Source organism: Brevundimonas sp. EU05-FHT14B07, from assembly GCF_058790795.1.
This window is the reverse complement of sequence record NZ_JBYTCZ010000002.1, coordinates 539,137-558,570: the sequence shown is the minus strand read 5'-3', so window position 1 is coordinate 558,570 and position 19,434 is coordinate 539,137. Positions and strand designations below refer to the sequence as shown.

Sequence of the window (19,434 nt, the reverse complement as noted above, 5' to 3'; positions counted from 1 at the left end):
TGAAGTGAAGTCATGAGCCGCCTGATCGTTGTTTCGAACCGGGTTTCGGCCCCGACCGACCCCGCCGCCGGGTCCGCCGGCGGCCTGGCCATGGCTCTGTCCGCCGCGCTCAGAAAATACGACGGCCTGTGGTTCGGCTGGTCGGGCGAGCGGGTGGACCACTACTCCGGCGAGGTGAAGATCGAGGACCGGGCCGGCGTCACCGTAGGGCTGGTCGACCTAGAGGGGCAGGACGTCGACGAATACTACAACGGCTACGCCAACAAGACGCTGTGGCCGCTGTTCCACCACCGCATCGACCTGGCCCAGTACGAGCGGTCCTATGGCGAGGGCTATGAGCGGGTGAACCGGCGCTTTGCCGAGGCGCTGGCGCCGTTGATCCAGCCCGACGACATGATCTGGATTCACGACTATCACATGATCCCGATGGCGCGGGATCTGCGCCGCTTGGGCATTCGCAACCGGATCGGCTTCTTCCTGCACACGCCCTGGCCTGCGCGGCAGTTGCTGGTGACCCTGCCGCATCACCGGCGGCTGGTAGAATCGATGTTCGACTTCGACCTGATCGGTTTCCACACCCAGGAGTGGAGCGATCTGTTCACCGACTATGTGGTGTCCGAGGCCCAGGGCGAGTTGGACGGGACGGGCGGGCTGGAGTGTTTCGGTCGCAAGGTCCAGACCGGCGTCTTCCCCATCGGCATCGATGTGGATGGTTTCCTGGCGGCGCGAAATTCGGCGCTTGGGGCGCGAACCTATGATCGAATGGCGGCGTCGTCGGCCTTCCGCTCGATGATCGTGGGGGTGGACCGGCTGGACTATTCCAAGGGGCTGGAAGAGCGGCTGCTGGGTTACGAACAGTTTCTGCACGACAACGCCTCGATGCGGGGCGAGGTCTTCCTGTTGCAGGTCACGCCCATCTCGCGCGACGACGTGGACAGCTATCAGGACATTCGTTCGCGGCTGGACGCCCTGGCGGGACGGATCAACGGCGCCTTCGCCGACATGGACTGGCAGCCGATCCGTTATCTGAACCGCACCTATCGCCGGGATCAGCTGGCGGGCATCTACCGCGCGGCGCGGGTCGGTCTGGTGACGCCGCTGCGCGACGGCATGAACCTGGTGGCCAAGGAATATGTCTGCGCCCAGAACCCGGACGATCCCGGCGTGCTGATCCTGTCGCGCTTCGCCGGCGCGGCCGAACAGATGGGTGAGGCGCTGCTGGTCAATCCCTACAGTCGCGAAGAGCTGTCGGACGCCATCCAGAAGGCGCTGACAATGCCGCTGGCCGAGCGGATCCGAAAATGGGAAGCCCTGATGGACGTGGTTCGCGCCACCGATGTCGGCATCTGGCGCGATGATTTCGTGCGCGCCCTGCAAGCCAATGAATCGACCTCGCAACCGACGCAGTGGGCCGGCGCGGCCTGACGCCTAGCGCAGGTCGAAGGCCAGCATCAGGGTGCGCTGGGCCGGATTGAAGTTGTCGTCGGACAGGAGGTAGAACCGGGTCCTGCCGTTTCGCATCTCTGCGGCGATACCCTCGAAGTTGTCGGTCGTGCCGGGCAGTTTCAGCTCGATCAACACCGGTCCCAGCGCTCCGTCGGGGGCCATGCGGCGCACGCGCGCGCGCATGTCGATGGGCGCCCGGTACAGGCGCTGGACCACGAACCATCCGGCGCCGGACGGATCGCGATCCAGGCCGGTGATGCGGTATTCGCTGTCGGGGATGGGGGTTGCAGGTGGTGCGCTGACGACCGTGCACCTCGCCGCTGCGCAGTCCCAGACGCCGCCCGCCTCGCCAGAGACGCGCCAACCGCCGGGTGCAACGGCCAACCCCTCCATCCCGTCATTCTCGGTGAAGGCGAAGTCGGGCGACCGCACCGGCGTCGGCTTGGTCTTCAGCGCTGACAGGGGACCGTAGTTCCAGATCCGGTGAAGCCGCTCGAAACTGACCAGCAGATCGCCGGAGGGGGTGATGGTCAGGCCCTCGGCGTCGCCGTCCGACTTGTCGGAAATCGCGGCGCCGTCCTGAAGCGTGAGCCTACGCGAGCGGAAGCGATCCAGGCCGACCAGCCGCCCCCGGGCGTCCAGGCGAATGTCGCCGCGCACCAGATCGCCGGTGTCCGATACCGTGACGAAGCCGCCGTCGCCGGTCAGCTTCAGGTCCGACAGGCTGTGAAGAGGCGAGGTCGGCGCGGCGCTGACCTGCAGGCCGCCGGCGAATGTTACACTGTCAGCCAACTGCGTGCCGCCGGGCAGGCCCAGGCTGACGCTTCGCAGTTCCGCGACCTGGGGCGTCCAGCCGTCCGACGCCAACGGATAGGGACGCGGCGCGCCCAGCGAGGCGGCGCAGGCCGACAGCGACAGGGCGATCCAGACACTGGTCAGCCGGCCGAAACGGCTCATGCCGCCAGCTTTCGCTTGGTGCGACGGGTGGGACCCGCTGCCCCCTCGTTCTCGAACAGTTCAGCCAGCTTCTCGGTCATGGCCCCCGCAAGCTGTTCCACATCCACGATGGTCAGGGCCTTGCGATACCAGCGGGTCACGTCGTGGCCGATGCCGATGGCCAGCAGTTCGACCGGCGAGCGATCCTCGATCTCTGCGATCATCTGGCGCAGGTGCTTGTCCAGATACAGGGCCGCATTGGCCGACTGGGTCGAGTCGTCGACCGGCGAACCGTCGGAAATGACCATCAGGATGCGGCGCTGTTCGGTGCGGGCCAGCAGGCGACCGTGGGCCCATTGCAGGGCCTCGCCGTCGATATTCTCCTTCAGCAGACCTTCGCGCATCATCAGGCCCAAGTTCTTCTTGGCCCGGCGCCAAGGCGCATCGGCGGCCTTGTAGATGATGTGGCGCAGGTCGTTGAGGCGGCCGGGATTTTGCGGCTTGCCGGCGGTGATCCAGGCCTCGCGGCTCTGCCCGCCTTTCCACGCGCGGGTGGTGAAGCCCAGGATTTCGACCTTGACGCCGCAGCGTTCCAGCGTCCGCGCCAGGATGTCGGCGCAGACCGCCGCCACCATGATCGGCCGTCCGCGCATCGAGCCGGAGTTGTCCAGCAGCAGGGTCACGACCGTGTCGCGGAACGGGCTTTCGCTCTCGGCCTTGAACGACAGTGGGGCGGTCGGGTCGGTGACGATCCGGGTCAGCCGCGCCGTGTCCAGCATCCCCTCTTCCAGATCGAAGACCCAGGAACGGTTCTGCTGGGCCAGCAGGCGCCGTTGCAGCTTGTTGGCCAGGCGCGACACGACGCTGGACAGGATGGCCAGCTGGCCGTCCAGCAGGGCGCGCAGCCGGTCCAGCTCGACGGGGTCGCACAGGTCGGCGGCGTCCACCACCTCGTCGAAGGCGGTGGTGAAGACGCGGTAGAAATCGACCGCGCGACCGTCGTCGGCCGTCTGCTGACGGTTCGGCTGCTGGCCTTCCTGAAGTTCCGGGCCATCGTCGGCGCCTTCGCCGTCGGGATCGGCGGGCGCGCCTTCGGGGCGACTTTCGCGCTCCTGCTCGGAAGACTGATCGTCGGCGTCGCCCTCCATCGACTGGGAGCCTTCGCCGCCGTCCTGCTCTTCCTCCTCGTCCTGATCGTCGTCGGCCGCAGGGTCCTGAGGATCGGGCTCCTCGTCGCCGGGATCTTCGGACGTATCTTCGCCGCGCCCGTCGCCGGGGTCGAGGTCCAGCGCGCGCAGCACCTCGCGCATCTTCAGCGCAAAGCCTTCCTGATCGCCCGCCGTGCCGGCCAGGGCGTCCAGCTTGGCGCCGGCCTTGGCCTCGATGTTGGCGCGCACCAGATCCAGCATGGCCCGGGCGCCGTCGGGGGGCGGGCGCCCGGTCAGCCGCTCGCGGACAAGCAGGGCCACGGCCTCGGACACGGGCACGCGGTCGGCGTCGCTGATCCGCAGGGCGCCGGTCTTTTCCAGTCGCGTGATCAGGGCGGCGCCCAGATTGTCGCGCACCCCGGCCAGATGTTCCGAACCGAAGGCCTCGACCCGCGCCTGTTCGACCGCGTCGAACACCTCGGCCGCCTTGGCGTCCGCCGGCCGCATCCGGCTGTTCACCGCCGCATCGTGATTGGCCAAACGCAGCGCCAGCCGGTCGGCCTGGCCGCGCAAGGACGCGCTCTCGGGCCCGGACGGATCGCGCGGCGGATGGGGCAGCGTCAGGACGCCGTTCGACAGTTTGGGCCCGTCGGACCCGAACACCACCTCCAGCTCGGGCTGTTCGGCCAGCGCCCGCGCGGCATGACCCAGCGCGCGCTTGAAGGTTTCGGCGGGAGTATCCGGGGCGGCCATGGCCCTCAGTTAATCGCTTCGCGCCTGCGATAAAAGCGCCGTCAGCCGCCTTTTGAAATCGGCACGCGACGGCCGTAGGTCAGACAGCGCCAAACCCACTCCAGCGGCCCCATGCTGAACCGCGACAACCACAGCGGCGACCAGATGAGTTGCAGCGCCCAGACCGCCAGGACCAGGCCCCACATCTGCACATAGTCGGCCCGTCCGAACAGGCGCGGCCCCCACGGCATGTAGAAGAGGGTGCTCATGATCAGGGTCTGGGTCAGATAGTTGGTAAAGGCCATCTGCCCTACCGGCCGCAGCGCCGCCGTGATCCACGCCAGCCCCCGGGTCGTCGCCAGCACGATCAGGCTGACATAGGCCAGGGTGACGAAGACGGGGAAGGAGGCGACGACCTCCGCCAGGCCGCGCGTCGGGTGGGTTCCGGCCGGGGCCAAGGCCTCGCGCCATTCCAGCACGCCCAGCAGGGCCAGTACGGCTCCGCCGACGCCGATCAAGGCGACATAGACCCCGTTGGGCGCCCGGCCGCTGAATACGCCGGCCTTGAACAGGCCCAGACCCAGCATCATCAGGGCCACGGTCGAGAAGACGAACATCGTCAGGCTGGCGCCCTGCAGCAGCAGCCAGTTCTCAAGGTTCTGGCCTATCGCCCCGGTCCAGCCGCTGCGATAGGCGGCGATCGACTCCGTCACCATTGCGGCAGTGTAATGCGGCCCGCCCTGGTTCATGGCCTCGGTGATCGCCGGCGGCCCGGCGACCATCAGCCAGGTCGCGCCCGCCTGCATCGCGCCCAGCAACAGGGTCACGCCCAGGCCGATCCCGATCAGCGTTCCGGCCCGCATTGACCGCATCAGCATCACGAACAGGCCCGACCAGGCGTAGAGCAGCAGCACGTCGCCATACCAGAAGGCTAGGCCGTGGATCAGGGCGATGACGGCCAGCCAGAACAGGCGGCGCCGCAGCAGTTTGCCACGCGCCGCATCGTCCCGCTCGCCCCCGACCAGATAGATCGAGGCCCCGAACAGCATCGAAAACAGGGTGATGAACTTCTGATGGAAGAAGACGTCCATCGTCCAGCGCGCCACGGCGTTGGCGCCGGTGACCGGAAATGGGCTGAGGCTGGCGTCCTGATAGACCATGACCGGCAGGCCGAACGAGACGACATTGACCGCCAGAATGCCCAGCACCGCCAGCCCCCGCATGACGTCCAGGCTGGCGATGCGCGAGGTCGCCGCGACGGGCGACAGGATCTCCGCCGCATCCTTGTCCGTGTCGTCCATGGTCATTCTCGGATCCCCCAATCCTCGAACTCAGGCGTCAGGCGCGAATGCCAACCCTGCGTCTCAGCCCTTGGGCATCAAGCCCAGTCGATCCTTGACCGCCGGCCGCGCCTCGAAGGCGATGAAGGCGGCGCACAACCCGGCCCACAAGGCGTAGCTGACGCCCACGATCATGGCGATGGGCAGGCCGCCGACGCCGAAGATCAGCAGGGTGGTCTCGGTCGCACCCAGGGCCTGCATGACATCGCCGGCCTCGAACCAGCCCATCACGCTCATGCCCAGGGCGACGACGATCTGAACCAGGGCCGCCGCCAAACCGCCGTACATCATGAAGCGCCAGACGACGCCCAGCCGTGTCCCGGGCCGGCCGTCGCGCTTGCGCTCGTTCAACACACGATAAAGCGCCAGCGGCACGGTGATCAGCCCGATCAGCATTACCACCAGCCGCCAGTCCATGTCGCGACCCGGCAGATAGGCGTGCGGCCGCCAGAAGGGCAGGGTCAACCACAGAGGCGGCCAGGCCGCGCCGGCCAGGCAGGCCAGAATCCGAGGCGTCCGCCCAGGCCGCGCAGCGATGGTCGCCTGACCGGGCAGGTCGGAATAGCTCTCGAACCGGCTCATCGCGTCGGCGCCGGCGCAGCGCCGGAATAGTCATAGAAGCCGCGGCCGCTCTTCCTGCCCAGCCAGCCGGCCTCGACATATTTCACCAGCAGGGGGCAGGGACGATATTTGCTGTCGGCAAGGCCGTCATACAGCACGTTCATGATGGCCAGGACGACGTCCAGACCCATGAAGTCCGCCAGTTCCAGCGGGCCCATCGGATGATTGGCGCCCAGGCGCAGCGCCTTGTCGATCGAGGCGACGTTGCCTACGCCTTCATACAGGGCGAAGATGGCCTCATTCATCATCGGCACCAGGATGCGGTTGACGATGAAGGCGGGGAAATCCTCGGCGTCCGTGGTGGTCTTGCCCAGGCTCTCGGCGAAGGCGACGGCGGCGGAATGGGTTTCGGCCGAGGTGGCGATGCCGCGAATGATCTCCACCAGCTTCATCACCGGCGCCGGCTTCATGAAGTGCAGGCCGACGAACCGGTCCGGCCGGTCCGTCGAAGACGCCAGGCGGGTGATCGAGATCGAAGAGGTGTTGGACGCCAACAGGGTCTGCGGCCCCAGGTGCGGCACCACCTGCGCATAGATGGCCTTCTTGACCGCCTCGTCTTCCAGCGCCGCCTCGATGACCAGATCGGCGCCGGCGACGGCCTCGGCCATTCCGTCGCTCGTCGTGATGCGGGTCAGGGCCGCATCGGCGGCGGCCTGATCGACCAGGCCGCGTCCGACATGACGCGCCAGGCTAGCCGCGATCTCGCCCTGCGCCAGCGGCAGCCGGTCGGCGACGACGTCATAGAGGCGAACCGAATAGCCCCCGAGCGCGACCGCCTGCGCGATGCCTGCGCCCATCTGTCCGGCGCCCAGAATGGCGACTGTGGTGATCGAGGTCATGAACCGTGGTCGAAAGTGGTCGGGCGGGCACCTTTAGAAAGGAAGGCGCGCGGCGCAAGAGCGGATCAACCCTCTCGCATCAGATTTCCGCCCGCCGTGTCGCCTCAGCCGAGCAGTTGGATCAGGGCCGGCGCCGCCGTGCGGTTGAACAGCACGCTGATGAACTGCAGCAGCAGGATCACCACGATGGGCGAGATGTCGATGCCGCCCAAGTTCGGAATGATGCGGCGGAACGGCTCCAGCAGGGGCGCGGTGACCCGGTCCAGGAAGGTCCCGACCGAATAGACGAAGCGGTTGCGATAGTTGACGACGTCGAACGCCACCAACCAGCTCAGAATGGCCTGGGCGATGATGAACCAGATCATCAGACTGATGATGGTGTTGATCAACCAGACGAGCGCATAGCCCATGAACGGTAACTCCTGCTTGGATCGGCGCTTCTAGCCTGTTCGCCCCTGCTCCGACAACGGCCGTGTCCGACCTGCGCGCTTTGCGCGCACAAGCCCGTTGACACCACGCCTGCCCGCCTTCTATGTCCGCCACGCCTGTGAAACCCGATCCCACGCTGGAAACGGGGCCGTAGCTCAGTTGGTAGAGCGCGTCGTTCGCAATGACGAGGTCAGGGGTTCGACTCCCCTCGGCTCCACCAGGCGTTTTCAATCAGAGCCGAGCTACCAGCCGCCCGTGCGGCCTGACTCAGTTGCCGCGGTAGGTGCTGTAGCCGTAGGGGCTGACGACGACGGGGACGTGGTAGTGGATGCTCGGGTCGCGGACCTGGAACACCACGTCGATCTCGGGGAAGAAGGGCTGGGCGTCTTTGCCGCCGTATTGCGACATGTCGAACGTCAGTTTGTAGGTGGCGACCTGGGTTGTGACCTGATCGCCGAACGAGCGGACGCGACCGTTCTCGTCGGTGCGCGCGGTCGCCAGTTGTCGCCAGCCGCCGTCGCCGTCCTTGATCGCCAGGGTGACGGGCACGTCGCGGCCGCCGACGCCGCGCGCCAAATCCAAGACGTGGGTCGAAATGGTCTCGGCCGAGGCCGATCCTGCGGAGATCAGAAAGGCCGATAGGGCGGCAAGCGCTGCAATACGCATGGAAGATCCTTGAAGACGGGTTGGCTTCGGGGCGGCGTGAGCCGGGCGATCAATGCTGGGTCGGCCGGACCAAGGTCAGGTCATAGCCCAGGGCGCGGGTGCGGTTCAGGATGGTCTCGCGGGTCTGGGGCGAAGGTTGCGCGGTGCGGCTGAGCAGCCAAAGGTAGCGACCCGACGGCTCGCCGACGATGGACCAGGAATAGTCGTCGGCGTGGTCCAGCACCCAATAGTCGCCGACGTAGAAGGGGCCGAAGAAGGACACCTTCAGCTTGGCGTTGTCGCTGCCCTCGACGATCTTCGCCTTGCCCTCTGAGGTCTTTTCCGGGCCGTCGACCGCATCCTGTCGGCAGGTGTTCAGCACCCCGACCAGACCGTCGTCGCGCACCGTATATTGGGCGGTCACGCCTTCGCAGCCGCGCTCGAACCCGTTCTCGTAGCGCCCGATTTCATACCACAGGCCGGCGTAGCGGTTCAGGTCGACCGGCTTCGTGGGTTGAGGCACGGCGGCGTTGCCGACGGGACCGCGTTGCAGGGTGGCGCAGGCGCCCAGCGCCAGGGCGGCGCCGGCGATCAGGGCGATGGAAGCGGTGCGAGCGATTTTCATGGCCGCAGAACGACGATGAGGGCGCCCGGTTCCGGACACTCGGTCTCGGCAGATCACCGGAGCGCGACGTAGCCCCGTTCGATGACCCGACGCAGAGCCTCGTAGGCTTCGGCCAGTTCGTCGTAGGCGGTGCGGGCGGCGGTCAGGCGGGCGACTTGGTCCGGCGTGACAGCCGAGCCGGAGTGGGCCAGGCGCAGCGATTCCGCGACCCATTTGGCGCGCGCCGTGGCCGTCATCACCGCCAGCTTTTGCAGCGAGCCGGCGTCCACGCCGGTCAGGGCGTGACCGATCACTTCCTTGTTGGCGATGTAGGCGGCGTAGTCGATCTGCTCCAGTTGGCCGCGCAGGCGACGCTGCTCGTGCGGATCGGTGTCCTGCGGTTCGAAATGATCGCTGTGGCGGCGGGTGCTGGACGTCATCTTGGTCGACATGGGCGAGCCCTCCCCGGCCTGTCCTGGCGGTCTAGGCGGCCGCTCGACAAAGAAGGTGCGCCGTCTCGGTTAACGCCGCGTTGCGTTGGGGACCCGCGCATCCGATATCGGGGCCACACGGGATCGGAGAAGACCATGGACCTGAAACTCAACGGCAAGCGCGCCCTGATTTGCGGCGGCTCATCCGGCCTTGGCCGCGCCGTGGCGACGGCCCTGGTCGCGGAGGGCGCGCACGTCGCCCTGCTGTCGCGCGACGAAGGCAGGCTTCAGGCCGTGGCGGACACACTGAACGCATCCGGGCCGGGCAAGGCGGTCGTAGTGACGGCGGACCTGGCGGACCATGAGGCGCTGTTGAAGGCGACGGACCGGGCCGAGGATCTGCTGGGCGGGCACATCGAAATCCTGTTGAACAACACCGGGGGGCCGCCGCCGTCGGGCGTGTCGGGGCTTGAGCCGGCGGTGTGGCGCGATCATTTCGAGTCGATGGTGCTGTCGATCTTCCGCCTGACGGACCGGGTGCTGCCGGCCATGCGGGCGGCCGGCTGGGGGCGCATCCTGAACGTCGCCTCGATCACGGTGGTCGAGCCGTCGGCGGCGCTGGGCGTGTCCAACACCCTGCGGGCCTCGGTCGCGGCCTGGGCCAAGACCCTGGCCAATGAGGTCGGACCAGACGGGGTGACGGTCAACACCCTGCTGCCGGGGCGGATCGATACGCCGCGGATCGAAAGGCTGGACCAGGCGACCGCTGAGCGCACCGGCACGACGCCGCAAGAGGCGCGAGCTGAATCCGTCAAATCGATCCCGGTCGGCCGGATCGGCACGACCGAGGAGTTCGGCGCCACCGCCGCCTTCCTGGCCAGCCCGCTGGCGGCCTACGTCACCGGCTCGCTGATCCGACTGGACGGCGGAGCGATCAAGGCGATCTGATCAGCCGGGCGCACGACGGCGCAGCACGCCGCCGAAGGCCACGCGGCCGCGGCCGTAATCGAGGGTGATGCGGCTGAACCGGCTCAGGATATCGGCGCCCAGCAGCAGGGTCGGTTTGTCGATCAGGTCCATGACCTGAAACACATGCAGGTCGGCGAACAGCAGCGGGGTCGGTCCCAGTGATCGTCCCGCGATGTGCAGGGCGGGCGTCGTGCCGGTGCGGGCCGTCACCGCGCCGCCGACGATGCCGATCATGCGCACGGGCTCGGATGAGGCGGGGGCCTGGCCGATCTCGATCGCCTGCATCAGGGCCAGATTGCCGATCGAATATTGCGCGCCGCTGTCGATGAAGGCGGCGACCTCCACGCCGGCGACATTGATCCGGGTCAGGAGTAACTGACCAAATCGGCCGCGACGACCGGCGACCAGCACGTCCTGCTGACGAAGCCGCGTGGCGTCAGCGCTTGTCGTCAAAGCGATGCCGGTCGTACCCGATGGCGACAGGGCGACCTGGCGGGCGTTGACGTCCAGCGTCAGGCGAAAGCGCGACAGCAGGTCCAGCCCCAACAGGCCGCCAGCGCCCAAGGCTTCGCGAGGAAAGACCGGCAGGGTCAGGTCGGTGAAGCGTCGGCGACCGATCTCGATCTGCGCCAGTTCGACGGTCGGCGTGACCTCGGCCGCCGTGATCCCATGCACCACGACGGGGCGGCCGGGCGGCAGGGCCAAGGCCTGAGCCAGTTCGGCCGAAACCGCGCTGCGCTCGGCGCCGGTGTCGATGACGAAGACCTGCTGGACGCTTCCGTTCAGACGCACGCCGACGCCCATTCGCGTCAGCAGATTTTGCAAGAGCCGGACCTGATCGGGCAGGTCTGCCGGGACGGCGGTCTGGGCGGACACAAACGGAGCAGCCGCTAGTAGGCCAAGCGTCTTGCGCCGCGACGTCTTCACGCTCGATCCTTCGACACCCACCCGCCTGTCCTCCTCGGGCCTCCGCCAGGGCAGGGCACGCTACGCGCATTTGGCGAAGAGCCTGAGACATATTCTTGTCTGTCGCGTCTCAGAGCGGCCGCGCCTGCGCGCCAAACGTTCGTCGCTGTCTGGCCAATCCGGGGTTGTCGGCGTATCGTCCCAGCCGACACAGGAGGATGCGATGCTGACCGTGCTTATGCTGGCCCTGTCCAATAGTTCGGCCATCGTCCATCCGGCGCCGGTGGTCGATCAGGCCATGGTGCATGTCGCACCCGTAGTGGACCAGGCGATGGTGAGTTGCTCCGACCCTCTGCTGCAGGCTGAGCGCAAAAGCCAGCAGCAGCCAGGCCTGTCGCTGGATCGATCGCTCGATGACGGACAGGTCCCGCGCTATCTGCTGCTGGACCGGCGCGATCAGAACAACTGCCCCCTGCCGATCAGCTACGCCGTGCCGGATCAACGGGCGCTGGGTCGAAACCTGATGCCGGCGCAGCCCGATGTCGGCGTGCCGCCGGCTCCGCCCGCGCCGCGTCGCTAGGCGCGGGGATGGGCGGCCGCGTAGGCGTTCAAAAGGCGATCCGCATCGACGCCGGTGTATTTCTGGGTCGTCGACAGGCTGGCGTGGCCCAGCAGTTCCTGGATGGACCGCAGGTCGGCCCCGGCGCCCAGCAGGTGGGTCGCGAAACTGTGGCGTAGGGCGTGAGGCGTGGTGCGCTCGGGCAGGCCCAACCGGCCGCGCAACTTCTGCACCGAGGCCTGAACGTGACGGGGGCTTAAGGGGCCGCCGCGGCGCGCGCGGAACAGAGCGTCGGCAGGCTGGAGCGGGAAGGGCAATAGAGCCAGATAGGCGTCCACTGCGGTGCGCACGGCGGGCAGGATCGGCGCGATCCGCGTCTTTGCCCCCTTGCCGACGATACGCAGGGTTTCGCCCAGCGGCGCATCGGCGCGGGTCAGGGACATGGCCTCGGAGATCCGCAGGCCGCAGCCGTAGAGCAGGGTCAGGACAGCTCTGTCACGCGCGGCCTCCCACGGTTCGGCGTCGGGATCGGCGTCCGGTTCGGCCAGCAGGCCGCGCGCCTGATCCTCGGTCACCGGCCGGGGCAGGGACGGCTTGACCTTGGGACCGCGCACCAGGGCCAGCTGCGGGGCGGGCGTGTCCAACCGCCGGTCGAGGAAGGCGTGAAACCCGCGAATGGCCGACAGGCTCTGGCTCAGCGACCGCGCCGCCAGCGGGTGATCGCCTGAGCGCCGCTCGGCCATGTGGGCGCGGACCTCGGCGGCGGTGATCGTCCCCATGTCTTTCAGCGACAGGGTCTCGCCACGATGGTGTTCGAGGAAGGCGACATAGAGCCGGCCGATATGGCCATAGGCCTCCAGCGTGCGCGGCGACAGCCGACGTTCGTGCGCCAAGTGATCGAGCCAGGCGCGCAGGGCGTCGGAGGCGGTCAGTTCAATACCGGCCATCGCTCGGCAATCCGCTCCGTCACCCGCGCCAGGAAGGCGGCCAGTTCGCAGCCCATGTTCGGGGTGAAGCCTTCGGGCTCGGGCGAGCCGAAGGCGCAGATGCAGGGGCGCGGCGGTCCGCCCGGCTTCAGGTGCGGGGCCATGCGGACCAGGGCGATGGATTTCACCTGATCCTCGGTCGCGCCGAAGAAGTTCAGCCCCGGGATCATCGGGCCGAGCCAGGTCAGGCCGTGCTCGCCCAGAAGGTTGTCGACATCGCCTTCTTCCAGGGCGCGCCAGCCGAAGGGCACGCCGCCCGGTTTTTCCAGAGCGATGGCGGCGCCGGCCAAGCCGAACCGCCCCTGCGCCGCCGCATCCAGCCGACGGGCCAGATCGGAATGGTTCTTGGCCTCCATCAGGTCCAGGGTCGCGACGTGCGTCTGGGTCTGGGCGGCGAAGTTGGCGCGGGCGATCAGTTCGATCTCACGCCGGGCGCCGGTCTCGCGCTCGACCACGGCCTCTAGCCGCGTCAGGGCGGCGGCCCCGAACTCGACCACATTGCGGCCGTGCGGCCGCAGACCGATTTCTTCAAGCAGAGAGCGGTCGTCCAGCAGGGTCTGCGGATGGGTCTGCAGCCAGCCGCGCACGTCGGGCCAATGCAAGCCGTCGCCGATATGGGGCGTTGCGTCCGATTCCGACGTTTCGAAAAGGTCCAATGAGCCGCTCAAACAGACCTCTCCGGGAACCGCGATGCTACAGAATAGACTGACCCGTCTTGGCCCAGTCCGCCACGAAGGCATCAAGACCCTTGTCGGTTAACGGGTGGTTCACCAAGGCCTTGAATGTGTCGGCGCCGAAGGTAGCGGCGTCCGATCCGGCGACGGCGGCGGCGGCGACATGGCCGACACTGCGCAGGGACGCGGCCAGGATCTGGGTTTCGAAACCGTGCACGTCATACAGGACGCGGATTTCTTCCAGCAGGCCGATGCCGTCGGCGCCGTTGTCTTCCAGACGTCCGACGAACGGCGAGACGAAGGTGGCGCCGGCCTTGGCGGCCAGCAGGGCCTGGGCGGCCGAGAAGCACAGGGTGACGTTGGTCTTGATGCCCTTGTCGGTGAAGACGCGGCAGGCGCGCAGGCCATCCCAGGTCAGGGGCAGTTTCACCACCACGTTCGGGGCGATGGCGGCCAGCTTGTCGCCTTCCTTGACCATGGTCTCGAAATCGAGCGAGACGGCCTCGGCGGAAATCGGCCCCTCGACCAGGGCGCAGATTTCGGCGATGACCTCGGCGATGTTCCGACCCGACTTGGCGATCAGCGACGGATTGGTGGTGACGCCATCCACCATTCCGGTGGGGACCATGTCCTTGATGACGGCGACGTCGGCGGTATCGAGAAAGAGTTTCATGGTCGGCTTCATAGCCGAGGGCGAAGTTCGGTGAAAGTCGCCTCGGTCCTCATTCCCCTGCCCGTGCCGGAGGCCTTCGACTACGAGGTTCCCGAGGCGCTGACCCTGGCCCACGGAGATTTGGCGCGGGGCGATCAGGTCGCCGTGCCGCTGGGGCCTCGCCTGATCCGCGGCGTGGTGTCCGAGGTGTTCGAGACCACAGGTTCAAACCGGCGCCTAAAGGCGATCGACAGCCGCCTGGATGATCCGCCCCTGCCGGCGGGCGTGATGGATTTCGTCGAATGGGCCGGGCGCTGGACCCTGTCGCCGCCGGGCGAGATGGCGGCGACGGCGCTGAAAGGGCTGCGCGCGCCGCGTCCCCGGCCCGAACGCCGGGTGCGGCGGGTGGGCGAGCGGCTGCCGTCGCGGGCTACCCCTTCGCGGACGGGCGCGCTGGAGGCTCTGGGCGAGCGGTCCATGACGGCTGCCGATCTGGCGCGGGCGGCGGGGGTGTCGTCGGGCGTGGTCAAGGGCCTGATCGACGAAGGCGTGCTGGAGGTCATAGAGATCGCGGCCGAGGCGGCGTTCGACCGACCCGATCCCGACCACGCGCCCGCATCGCTGAACGGCGATCAGGCGGCGGCGGCGACAGCCCTGGCGGCGGGTGTGACCGGCGGCGGTTTCCGGCCCTTCCTGCTGGACGGGGTCACGGGGTCGGGCAAGACCGAGGCCTATCTGGAGGCGATCGCGCGGGTGCTGCGGGCTGATCCGGCTGCGCAGATCCTCATCCTGTTGCCCGAGATCGCCCTGACCCAGGCCCTGATCGAACGGATCACGGCGCGGTTCGGCGCCGCCCCGGCCGAATGGCATTCCGGCGTCGCCCCGCCGCGCCGTCGTCAGGTGTGGGAGGCGGTCGTCGCCGGGCGCTGCAACATCGTGGTCGGGGCGCGCTCGGCCCTGTTTCTGCCCTTCGTCAATCTGCGCCTGATCGTCGTGGACGAGGAGCATGACGGCTCGTTCAAACAGGAGGAAGGCCTCGTCTATCACGGCCGCGACCTGGCCGTGGCGCGGGCGCGGATCGAGGGGGCGGCGGTGGTCCTGGCCTCGGCGACGCCGTCGCTGGAGACGCTGTGGAATGCCCAGAGCGGGCGCTACGACTGGCTGAAGCTGGGCGCGCGGCACGGAACGGCGGTCCTGCCGGATATCGCCCTGCTGGATTTGCGGCAGAACACGCCCGATCCGCAGACCTGGCTGTCGCAGCCTCTGCGCTTGGCCATCGGCGAAACCCTGCTGCGAGGTGAGCAGACCCTGCTCTTCCTGAACCGGCGCGGCTATGCCCCCGTGGTCCTGTGTCGCGCCTGCGGCCATCGGCTGACGGCGCCGGACACCGACAGCTGGCTGGTCGAGCATCGCTACACCGGGCGGCTGGTCTGTCACCTGACCGGCTTCTCAATGGCAAGGCCCAAACTGTGTCCCTCGTGCGGGGCCGAGGATTCGCTGGTCTCGGTCGGGCCAGGGGTCGAGCGGGTCGAGGAAGAGGTGCGCCAACTGTTTCCTGAGGCGCACACGGCGGTCTTCAGCTCCGACACTGCGCCCGACGCCCGGTCGGCCCGCGCCTTGATCCAGAAGATGACGGACGGGGAGATCGACATTCTGGTGGCGACGCAGGCCGCGGCCAAGGGCCACAACTTCCCGCGCCTGACGCTGGTGGGCGTGGTGGATGCGGACCTGGGGCTACGCGGCGGCGACCTGCGTGCGGCCGAGCGGACCTATCAGCTTTTGGCCCAGGCGACCGGGCGAGCGGGGCGGGCGGATCGGCCGGGGCGGGCGCTGCTTCAGACCTGGACGCCCGAGCACCCGGTGCTGATGGCGCTGGCGGCCGGCGATCGTGACGCCTTCGTCGAGGCGGAAATGGCCGAGCGCGAGGCGGCGTCCCTGCCGCCCTATGGCCGGCTGGCGGCGATCATCCTATCCAGCGAGAATGCGGCCGCCGTCGAGAAGACGGCGAACGACCTGGCCCAGGCCATTCCCAACGCCGAGCGGCTGGAGGTCTATGGCCCAGCCGATGCGCCGCTCGCCCTGGTACGGGGACGCCGGCGCAAACGGCTGCTGGTGCGAGCCGATCGGGACGTGAACCTCCAGGCCTTCCTGCGGGCCTGGCTGCAGCGGGTGAAGGTGCCTGGTTCCGTCCGCCTGACGGTGGACGTGGACCCCTACTCGTTCCTCTAGAGGCGGAAGTCAGACGGCCATGACGGTGCCGAGCAGCAGACGGGCGCCGGGGCGGCCCAGGGTGGCGTTGGTCGCCGCCTGAAGCTGGGCCGACAGCTGGTCGATGTCGGGAACGACGCCGGGACGCAGGCCGTTGGCGAAGCGCTGGGCGGCGGTGTTGTAGGCGGCGCGCAGGCGCGGCGCGGACTGCTGGGCGCGGGTGCGAAGGGTCGCATCGGGCACATCGACGCCGGTTTCGATGGTCAGCACGCCCCGACGACCGTTCGCCTGAAGGATCGAGGCGGTGATGACTGGCAGCCGGATATAGGTGTCGGCCGACGCCGCCGCGCCGCCGCTCGAAGCGCGGGCGGAGGTTGAGGCGGCCGTCGCGACGACGGCGAGACCGAGAAGAGCGCGGCGTTCCATGGTGAGGTCTCTACCGGCCAGGATTTAAGAAACTGCTGATCCTGGATCGCATAAGGATATCTTTATGTGTTTGTTGATACTCGGCGCGCGCCGGGCTATGAGGGCCCAAACTCATTGCGGCCAGGAGCCCAAGCCATGACCGACTACATCGTTCGCGACATCACCCTGGCCGACTGGGGCAACAAGGAAATCGAGATCGCCGAAACCGAAATGCCGGGCCTGATGTCCCTGCGTGACGAGTTCGGCGCCAGCCAGCCGCTGAAGGGCGCCCGCATCGCCGGCAGCCTGCACATGACCATCCAGACGGCGGTCCTGATCCAGACGCTGGAAGCCTTGGGCGCTGAAGTGCGCTGGGCCTCGTGCAACATTTTCTCGACGCAGGACCACGCCGCCGCCGCCATCGCCGCCAACGGCACGCCGGTCTTCGCCACCAAGGGCGAGACGCTGGAAGAATACTGGGACTACGCCCACAAGATCTTCGAATGGGCCGATGGCGGCTATCCGAACCTGATCCTCGACGACGGCGGCGACGCGACCCTGCTGTGCGTGCTGGGTCCGAAGGCCGAGAAGGACATCTCGGTCCTGGCCAATCCCCAGAACGAAGAGGAAGAGGCCCTCTTCAAGGTCATGAAGCGCTATCTGGCTGAGAAGCCCGGCTTCTATTCGGCCATCCGCGACGCCATCGGCGGCGTGTCGGAAGAGACGACCACGGGCGTTCACCGCCTGTATCAGATGGCCGAAAAGGGCGAGCTGCCCTTCCCCGCCATCAACGTCAACGACAGCGTCACCAAGTCCAAGTTCGACAACCTGTACGGCTGCCGGGAATCGCTGGTCGACGCGATCCGTCGCGGCACCGACGTCATGCTGTCAGGCAAGGTCGCGGTGGTCTGCGGCTACGGCGACGTGGGCAAGGGCTCGGCCGCTTCGCTGCGCCAGGGCGGCGCCCGCGTGATCGTGACCGAGATCGACCCGATCTGCGCCCTGCAGGCCGCGATGGAAGGCTATGAGGTCCAGACGCTGGACGACACCGCCGGCCGCGCCGACATCTATGTGACGACGACCGGCAACAAGGACGTCATCACCGTCGATCACATGCGGCAGATGAAGAACAACGCCATCGTCTGCAACATCGGCCACTTCGACTCGGAGATTCAGGTCGCCGGCCTGAAGAACTTCAAGTGGGACGAGATCAAGCCGCAGGTCCACCACGTCGAGTTCCCGGACGGCAAGAAGATCATCCTGCTGTCGGAAGGCCGCCTGGTGAACCTGGGCAACGCCACGGGCCACCCGTCCTTCGTGATGTCGGCGTCGTTCACCAACCAGACGCTGGCCCAGATCGAACTGTGGACCAACGCCGACAAGTACGAGAACAAGGTCTACACCTTGCCCAAGCACCTGGACGAGAAGGTCGCCATGCTTCACCTGGCCAAGCTGGGCGCCAAGCTGACCGTCCTGACCAAGGACCAGGCCGATTACATCAACGTGCCGGTCGAAGGCCCGTTCAAGGCGGATCACTACCGTTACTAAGCTCTCCCCGAGGCTGGAACCGCGAGGTTCCAAGTGACGAGGGCGTCTTCGGACGCCCTCGTCGACGTCCTGGTGGTCGGGGCCGGCGCGGCCGGGATGATGGCGGCCATCGAGGCCGGGCGACGCGGGCGGCGGGTCAGGGTCGTGGACCATGCCGACCGGCCGGGCGAGAAGATCCGCATCTCGGGCGGCGGGCGCTGCAACTTCACCAATCTGGGCTGCGGACCGGCGAACTTTCTGGGCGAGAACCCCAGGTTCGCGACCTCGGCCCTGCGCCGCTACACCCAGCACGACTTCGTCAAGCGCATCGATAGGGCCGGAATCGCCTGGCACGAGAAGACGCTGGGCCAGCTGTTCTGCGACGACAGCGCCAAGCAGATCGTCCGTATGCTGACCGACGACATGGCGGCGGCGGGCGTGATCCTGAGCCTGAAGACCGGTGTGTCGCGGATCGCGCGATCCGGCGACGGCTTTACCGCAATCCTGTCGGACGGCTCGCAGGTCACGGCGGCGTCGCTGGTCGTGGCGACCGGCGGCAAGTCGATCCCCAAGATGGGGGCGACCGGCTGGGCCTATGAGGTGGCGCGCCAGTTCGACATTCGCGTCACCGAGACCCGACCGGCCCTGGTGCCGCTGACGTTCGAGGCCGGGCTGCTTGAGACGCTGACGCCGCTGGCGGGCGTGGCGGTCGACGCCTCGGTCGCCTCGGCGCCGGAAGGGGCCAAGGCGCGCAAGGCCAGCTTCCACGAGGCGATGCTGTTCACTCACCGCGGCCTGTCGGGTCCGGCCATTCTTCAGATCAGCTCCTACTGGCGCGAGGGCGAGGCGGTGGTGGCCTCCATGGCGCCGGGCCGCGACGTGTTCGAAGAACTGAAGGCGGCCAAGGCGTCGAACGGCAAACAGGCCGTGCACACCGCGCTGGGCCATATCGTGCCGCGTCGTCTGGCCGAAAGCCTGTGCCAGCGCGAAGGGGCGTCGGGCAATCTGGCGGACCTGTCGGACAAGGTGCTGCGGCGGCTGGATCAGGCGGTCAACGCCTGGGCGGTCAAGCCGGTGGGCTCCGAAGGTTACAGGACCGCCGAGGTGACGCTGGGCGGGGTCGATACGGCCGCGCTGGACCAGCAAACGATGCAGGCCAAGGCGGTCACGGGTCTGTATTTCATCGGCGAGGCGGTGGACGTGACCGGCTGGCTGGGTGGCTATAATTTCCAGTGGGCCTGGTCGTCGGGCTGGGCCGCCGGGCAGGTCTGCTAGAATTTTTGAGGTGCAATCTGTGCACTTTAGCCGGCGGGTCCGCTGACAAAAACACCGTCTAATTCGTCTAATCTGTCTATTTCGGCGCGCGTTCTGGCGGGA

20 protein-coding genes and 1 tRNA gene are annotated in these 19,434 nt (G+C 67.7%); 7 read left to right on the top strand and 14 right to left on the bottom strand.

Translation table 11 applies throughout. The annotated features are described in order from the left end of the window. The first annotated feature begins 12 nt into the window (after positions 1–12). Positions 13–1,425, top strand: a complete 1,413-nt coding sequence (locus tag AC3WRC_RS06850; RefSeq protein ID WP_492303339.1) for an alpha,alpha-trehalose-phosphate synthase (UDP-forming) — start codon at positions 13–15, stop codon at positions 1,423–1,425. Between the two features lie 3 nt (positions 1,426–1,428). Here the strand turns inward: AC3WRC_RS06850 and AC3WRC_RS06845 are convergent, their stop codons facing one another. The 6 genes from AC3WRC_RS06845 to AC3WRC_RS06820 form a co-directional block, all read right to left on the bottom strand. Continuing rightward, the gene (locus AC3WRC_RS06845) at positions 1,429–2,403 is read right to left on the bottom strand and encodes an esterase-like activity of phytase family protein (protein ID WP_492303338.1); all 975 of its coding nucleotides are present in this window, start codon (positions 2,401–2,403) and stop codon (positions 1,429–1,431) included. Further along, positions 2,400–4,283: a cobaltochelatase subunit CobT gene (cobT, locus tag AC3WRC_RS06840; RefSeq protein WP_492303337.1), complete on the bottom strand. Its 1,884-nt coding sequence runs from the start codon at positions 4,281–4,283 to the stop codon at positions 2,400–2,402. The genes AC3WRC_RS06845 and cobT overlap by 4 nt, the downstream gene beginning before the upstream one ends. 41 nt (positions 4,284–4,324) lie before the next feature. Beyond that, positions 4,325–5,569, bottom strand: a complete 1,245-nt coding sequence (locus AC3WRC_RS06835) for a DUF418 domain-containing protein (protein ID WP_492303336.1) — start codon at positions 5,567–5,569, stop codon at positions 4,325–4,327. A 57-nt stretch (positions 5,570–5,626) separates the two neighbouring features. Next, positions 5,627–6,184 carry a phthalate transporter gene (locus AC3WRC_RS06830; protein ID WP_137720670.1) on the bottom strand — a complete coding sequence of 186 codons (558 nt, stop codon included), beginning with the start codon at positions 6,182–6,184 and terminating at the stop codon, positions 5,627–5,629. Continuing rightward, the gene (locus AC3WRC_RS06825) at positions 6,181–7,062 is read right to left on the bottom strand and encodes a 3-hydroxybutyryl-CoA dehydrogenase (RefSeq protein WP_039243933.1); all 882 of its coding nucleotides are present in this window, start codon (positions 7,060–7,062) and stop codon (positions 6,181–6,183) included. Before AC3WRC_RS06825 ends, AC3WRC_RS06830 begins: the two co-directional genes overlap by 4 nt. Before the next feature lie 104 nt (positions 7,063–7,166). Continuing rightward, entirely contained in the window at positions 7,167–7,472 is a 306-nt protein-coding gene (locus AC3WRC_RS06820; protein WP_017504977.1) for a YggT family protein, read from the bottom strand. A 163-nt stretch (positions 7,473–7,635) separates the two neighbouring features. Here AC3WRC_RS06820 and AC3WRC_RS06815 point away from each other — a divergent pair. Continuing rightward, positions 7,636–7,711 (top strand) — tRNA-Ala (locus AC3WRC_RS06815). 47 nt (positions 7,712–7,758) lie between these two features. Here AC3WRC_RS06815 and uraH read toward each other — a convergent pair. From uraH to AC3WRC_RS06800, 3 genes are read right to left on the bottom strand one after another with little or no spacing between them, the layout of a single operon-like run. Beyond that, positions 7,759–8,157, bottom strand: a complete 399-nt coding sequence (gene uraH / locus AC3WRC_RS06810) for a hydroxyisourate hydrolase (RefSeq protein ID WP_492303335.1) — start codon at positions 8,155–8,157, stop codon at positions 7,759–7,761. 49 nt (positions 8,158–8,206) lie between these two features. After that, the gene (locus AC3WRC_RS06805) at positions 8,207–8,761 is read right to left on the bottom strand and encodes a lipocalin family protein (protein ID WP_492303334.1); all 555 of its coding nucleotides are present in this window, start codon (positions 8,759–8,761) and stop codon (positions 8,207–8,209) included. Between the two features lie 53 nt (positions 8,762–8,814). Continuing rightward, complete coding sequence (locus AC3WRC_RS06800) at positions 8,815–9,192, bottom strand: hypothetical protein (RefSeq protein ID WP_271042455.1); 378 nt, start codon at positions 9,190–9,192, stop codon at positions 8,815–8,817. Positions 9,193–9,327: 135 nt separating this feature from the next. Between AC3WRC_RS06800 and AC3WRC_RS06795 the strand changes: the two genes are divergently transcribed. Beyond that, complete coding sequence (locus AC3WRC_RS06795) at positions 9,328–10,119, top strand: SDR family oxidoreductase (protein WP_055754369.1); 792 nt, start codon at positions 9,328–9,330, stop codon at positions 10,117–10,119. On the opposite strand, the gene AC3WRC_RS06790 is transcribed toward AC3WRC_RS06795, so the two are convergent. Further along, positions 10,120–11,067 carry a retroviral-like aspartic protease family protein gene (locus AC3WRC_RS06790; RefSeq protein ID WP_492303333.1) on the bottom strand — a complete coding sequence of 316 codons (948 nt, stop codon included), beginning with the start codon at positions 11,065–11,067 and terminating at the stop codon, positions 10,120–10,122. A 202-nt stretch (positions 11,068–11,269) separates the two neighbouring features. Here AC3WRC_RS06790 and AC3WRC_RS06785 point away from each other — a divergent pair, with 202 nt between their 5' ends. Further along, on the top strand, positions 11,270–11,626 hold the full coding sequence (locus AC3WRC_RS06785; protein WP_492303332.1) for a hypothetical protein: 357 nt from the start codon (positions 11,270–11,272) through the stop codon (positions 11,624–11,626). Here the strand turns inward: AC3WRC_RS06785 and AC3WRC_RS06780 are convergent. From AC3WRC_RS06780 to fsa, 3 genes are read right to left on the bottom strand one after another with little or no spacing between them, the layout of a single operon-like run. Continuing rightward, positions 11,623–12,552 (bottom strand): tyrosine recombinase XerC, encoded by a 930-nt coding sequence (locus tag AC3WRC_RS06780; protein WP_492303331.1) that lies wholly within the window; start codon positions 12,550–12,552, stop codon positions 11,623–11,625. The genes AC3WRC_RS06785 and AC3WRC_RS06780 overlap by 4 nt on opposite strands. Next, complete coding sequence (locus tag AC3WRC_RS06775; protein ID WP_492303475.1) at positions 12,534–13,247, bottom strand: DUF484 family protein; 714 nt, start codon at positions 13,245–13,247, stop codon at positions 12,534–12,536. Before AC3WRC_RS06775 ends, AC3WRC_RS06780 begins: the two co-directional genes overlap by 19 nt. A gap of 37 nt (positions 13,248–13,284) precedes the next feature. Then, positions 13,285–13,938 (bottom strand): fructose-6-phosphate aldolase, encoded by a 654-nt coding sequence (fsa, locus tag AC3WRC_RS06770; RefSeq protein WP_492303330.1) that lies wholly within the window; start codon positions 13,936–13,938, stop codon positions 13,285–13,287. A gap of 30 nt (positions 13,939–13,968) precedes the next feature. Between fsa and AC3WRC_RS06765 the strand changes: the two genes are divergently transcribed. Continuing rightward, entirely contained in the window at positions 13,969–16,146 is a 2,178-nt protein-coding gene (locus AC3WRC_RS06765; protein WP_492303329.1) for a primosomal protein N', read from the top strand. A gap of 9 nt (positions 16,147–16,155) precedes the next feature. Here AC3WRC_RS06765 and AC3WRC_RS06760 read toward each other — a convergent pair whose 3' ends face one another. Beyond that, positions 16,156–16,551, bottom strand: coding sequence for a Tat pathway signal protein (locus tag AC3WRC_RS06760; RefSeq protein ID WP_492303328.1), 396 nt, complete (start codon positions 16,549–16,551; stop codon positions 16,156–16,158). 135 nt (positions 16,552–16,686) lie between these two features. Here AC3WRC_RS06760 and ahcY point away from each other — a divergent pair, with 135 nt between their 5' ends. Both ahcY and AC3WRC_RS06750 read left to right on the top strand, forming a co-directional pair. After that, on the top strand, positions 16,687–18,078 hold the full coding sequence (gene ahcY, locus AC3WRC_RS06755) for an adenosylhomocysteinase (RefSeq protein ID WP_017506126.1): 1,392 nt from the start codon (positions 16,687–16,689) through the stop codon (positions 18,076–18,078). A gap of 33 nt (positions 18,079–18,111) precedes the next feature. Further along, positions 18,112–19,332 carry a BaiN/RdsA family NAD(P)/FAD-dependent oxidoreductase gene (locus tag AC3WRC_RS06750; RefSeq protein ID WP_492303327.1) on the top strand — a complete coding sequence of 407 codons (1,221 nt, stop codon included), beginning with the start codon at positions 18,112–18,114 and terminating at the stop codon, positions 19,330–19,332. The last annotated feature ends 102 nt before the right edge of the window (positions 19,333–19,434 follow it).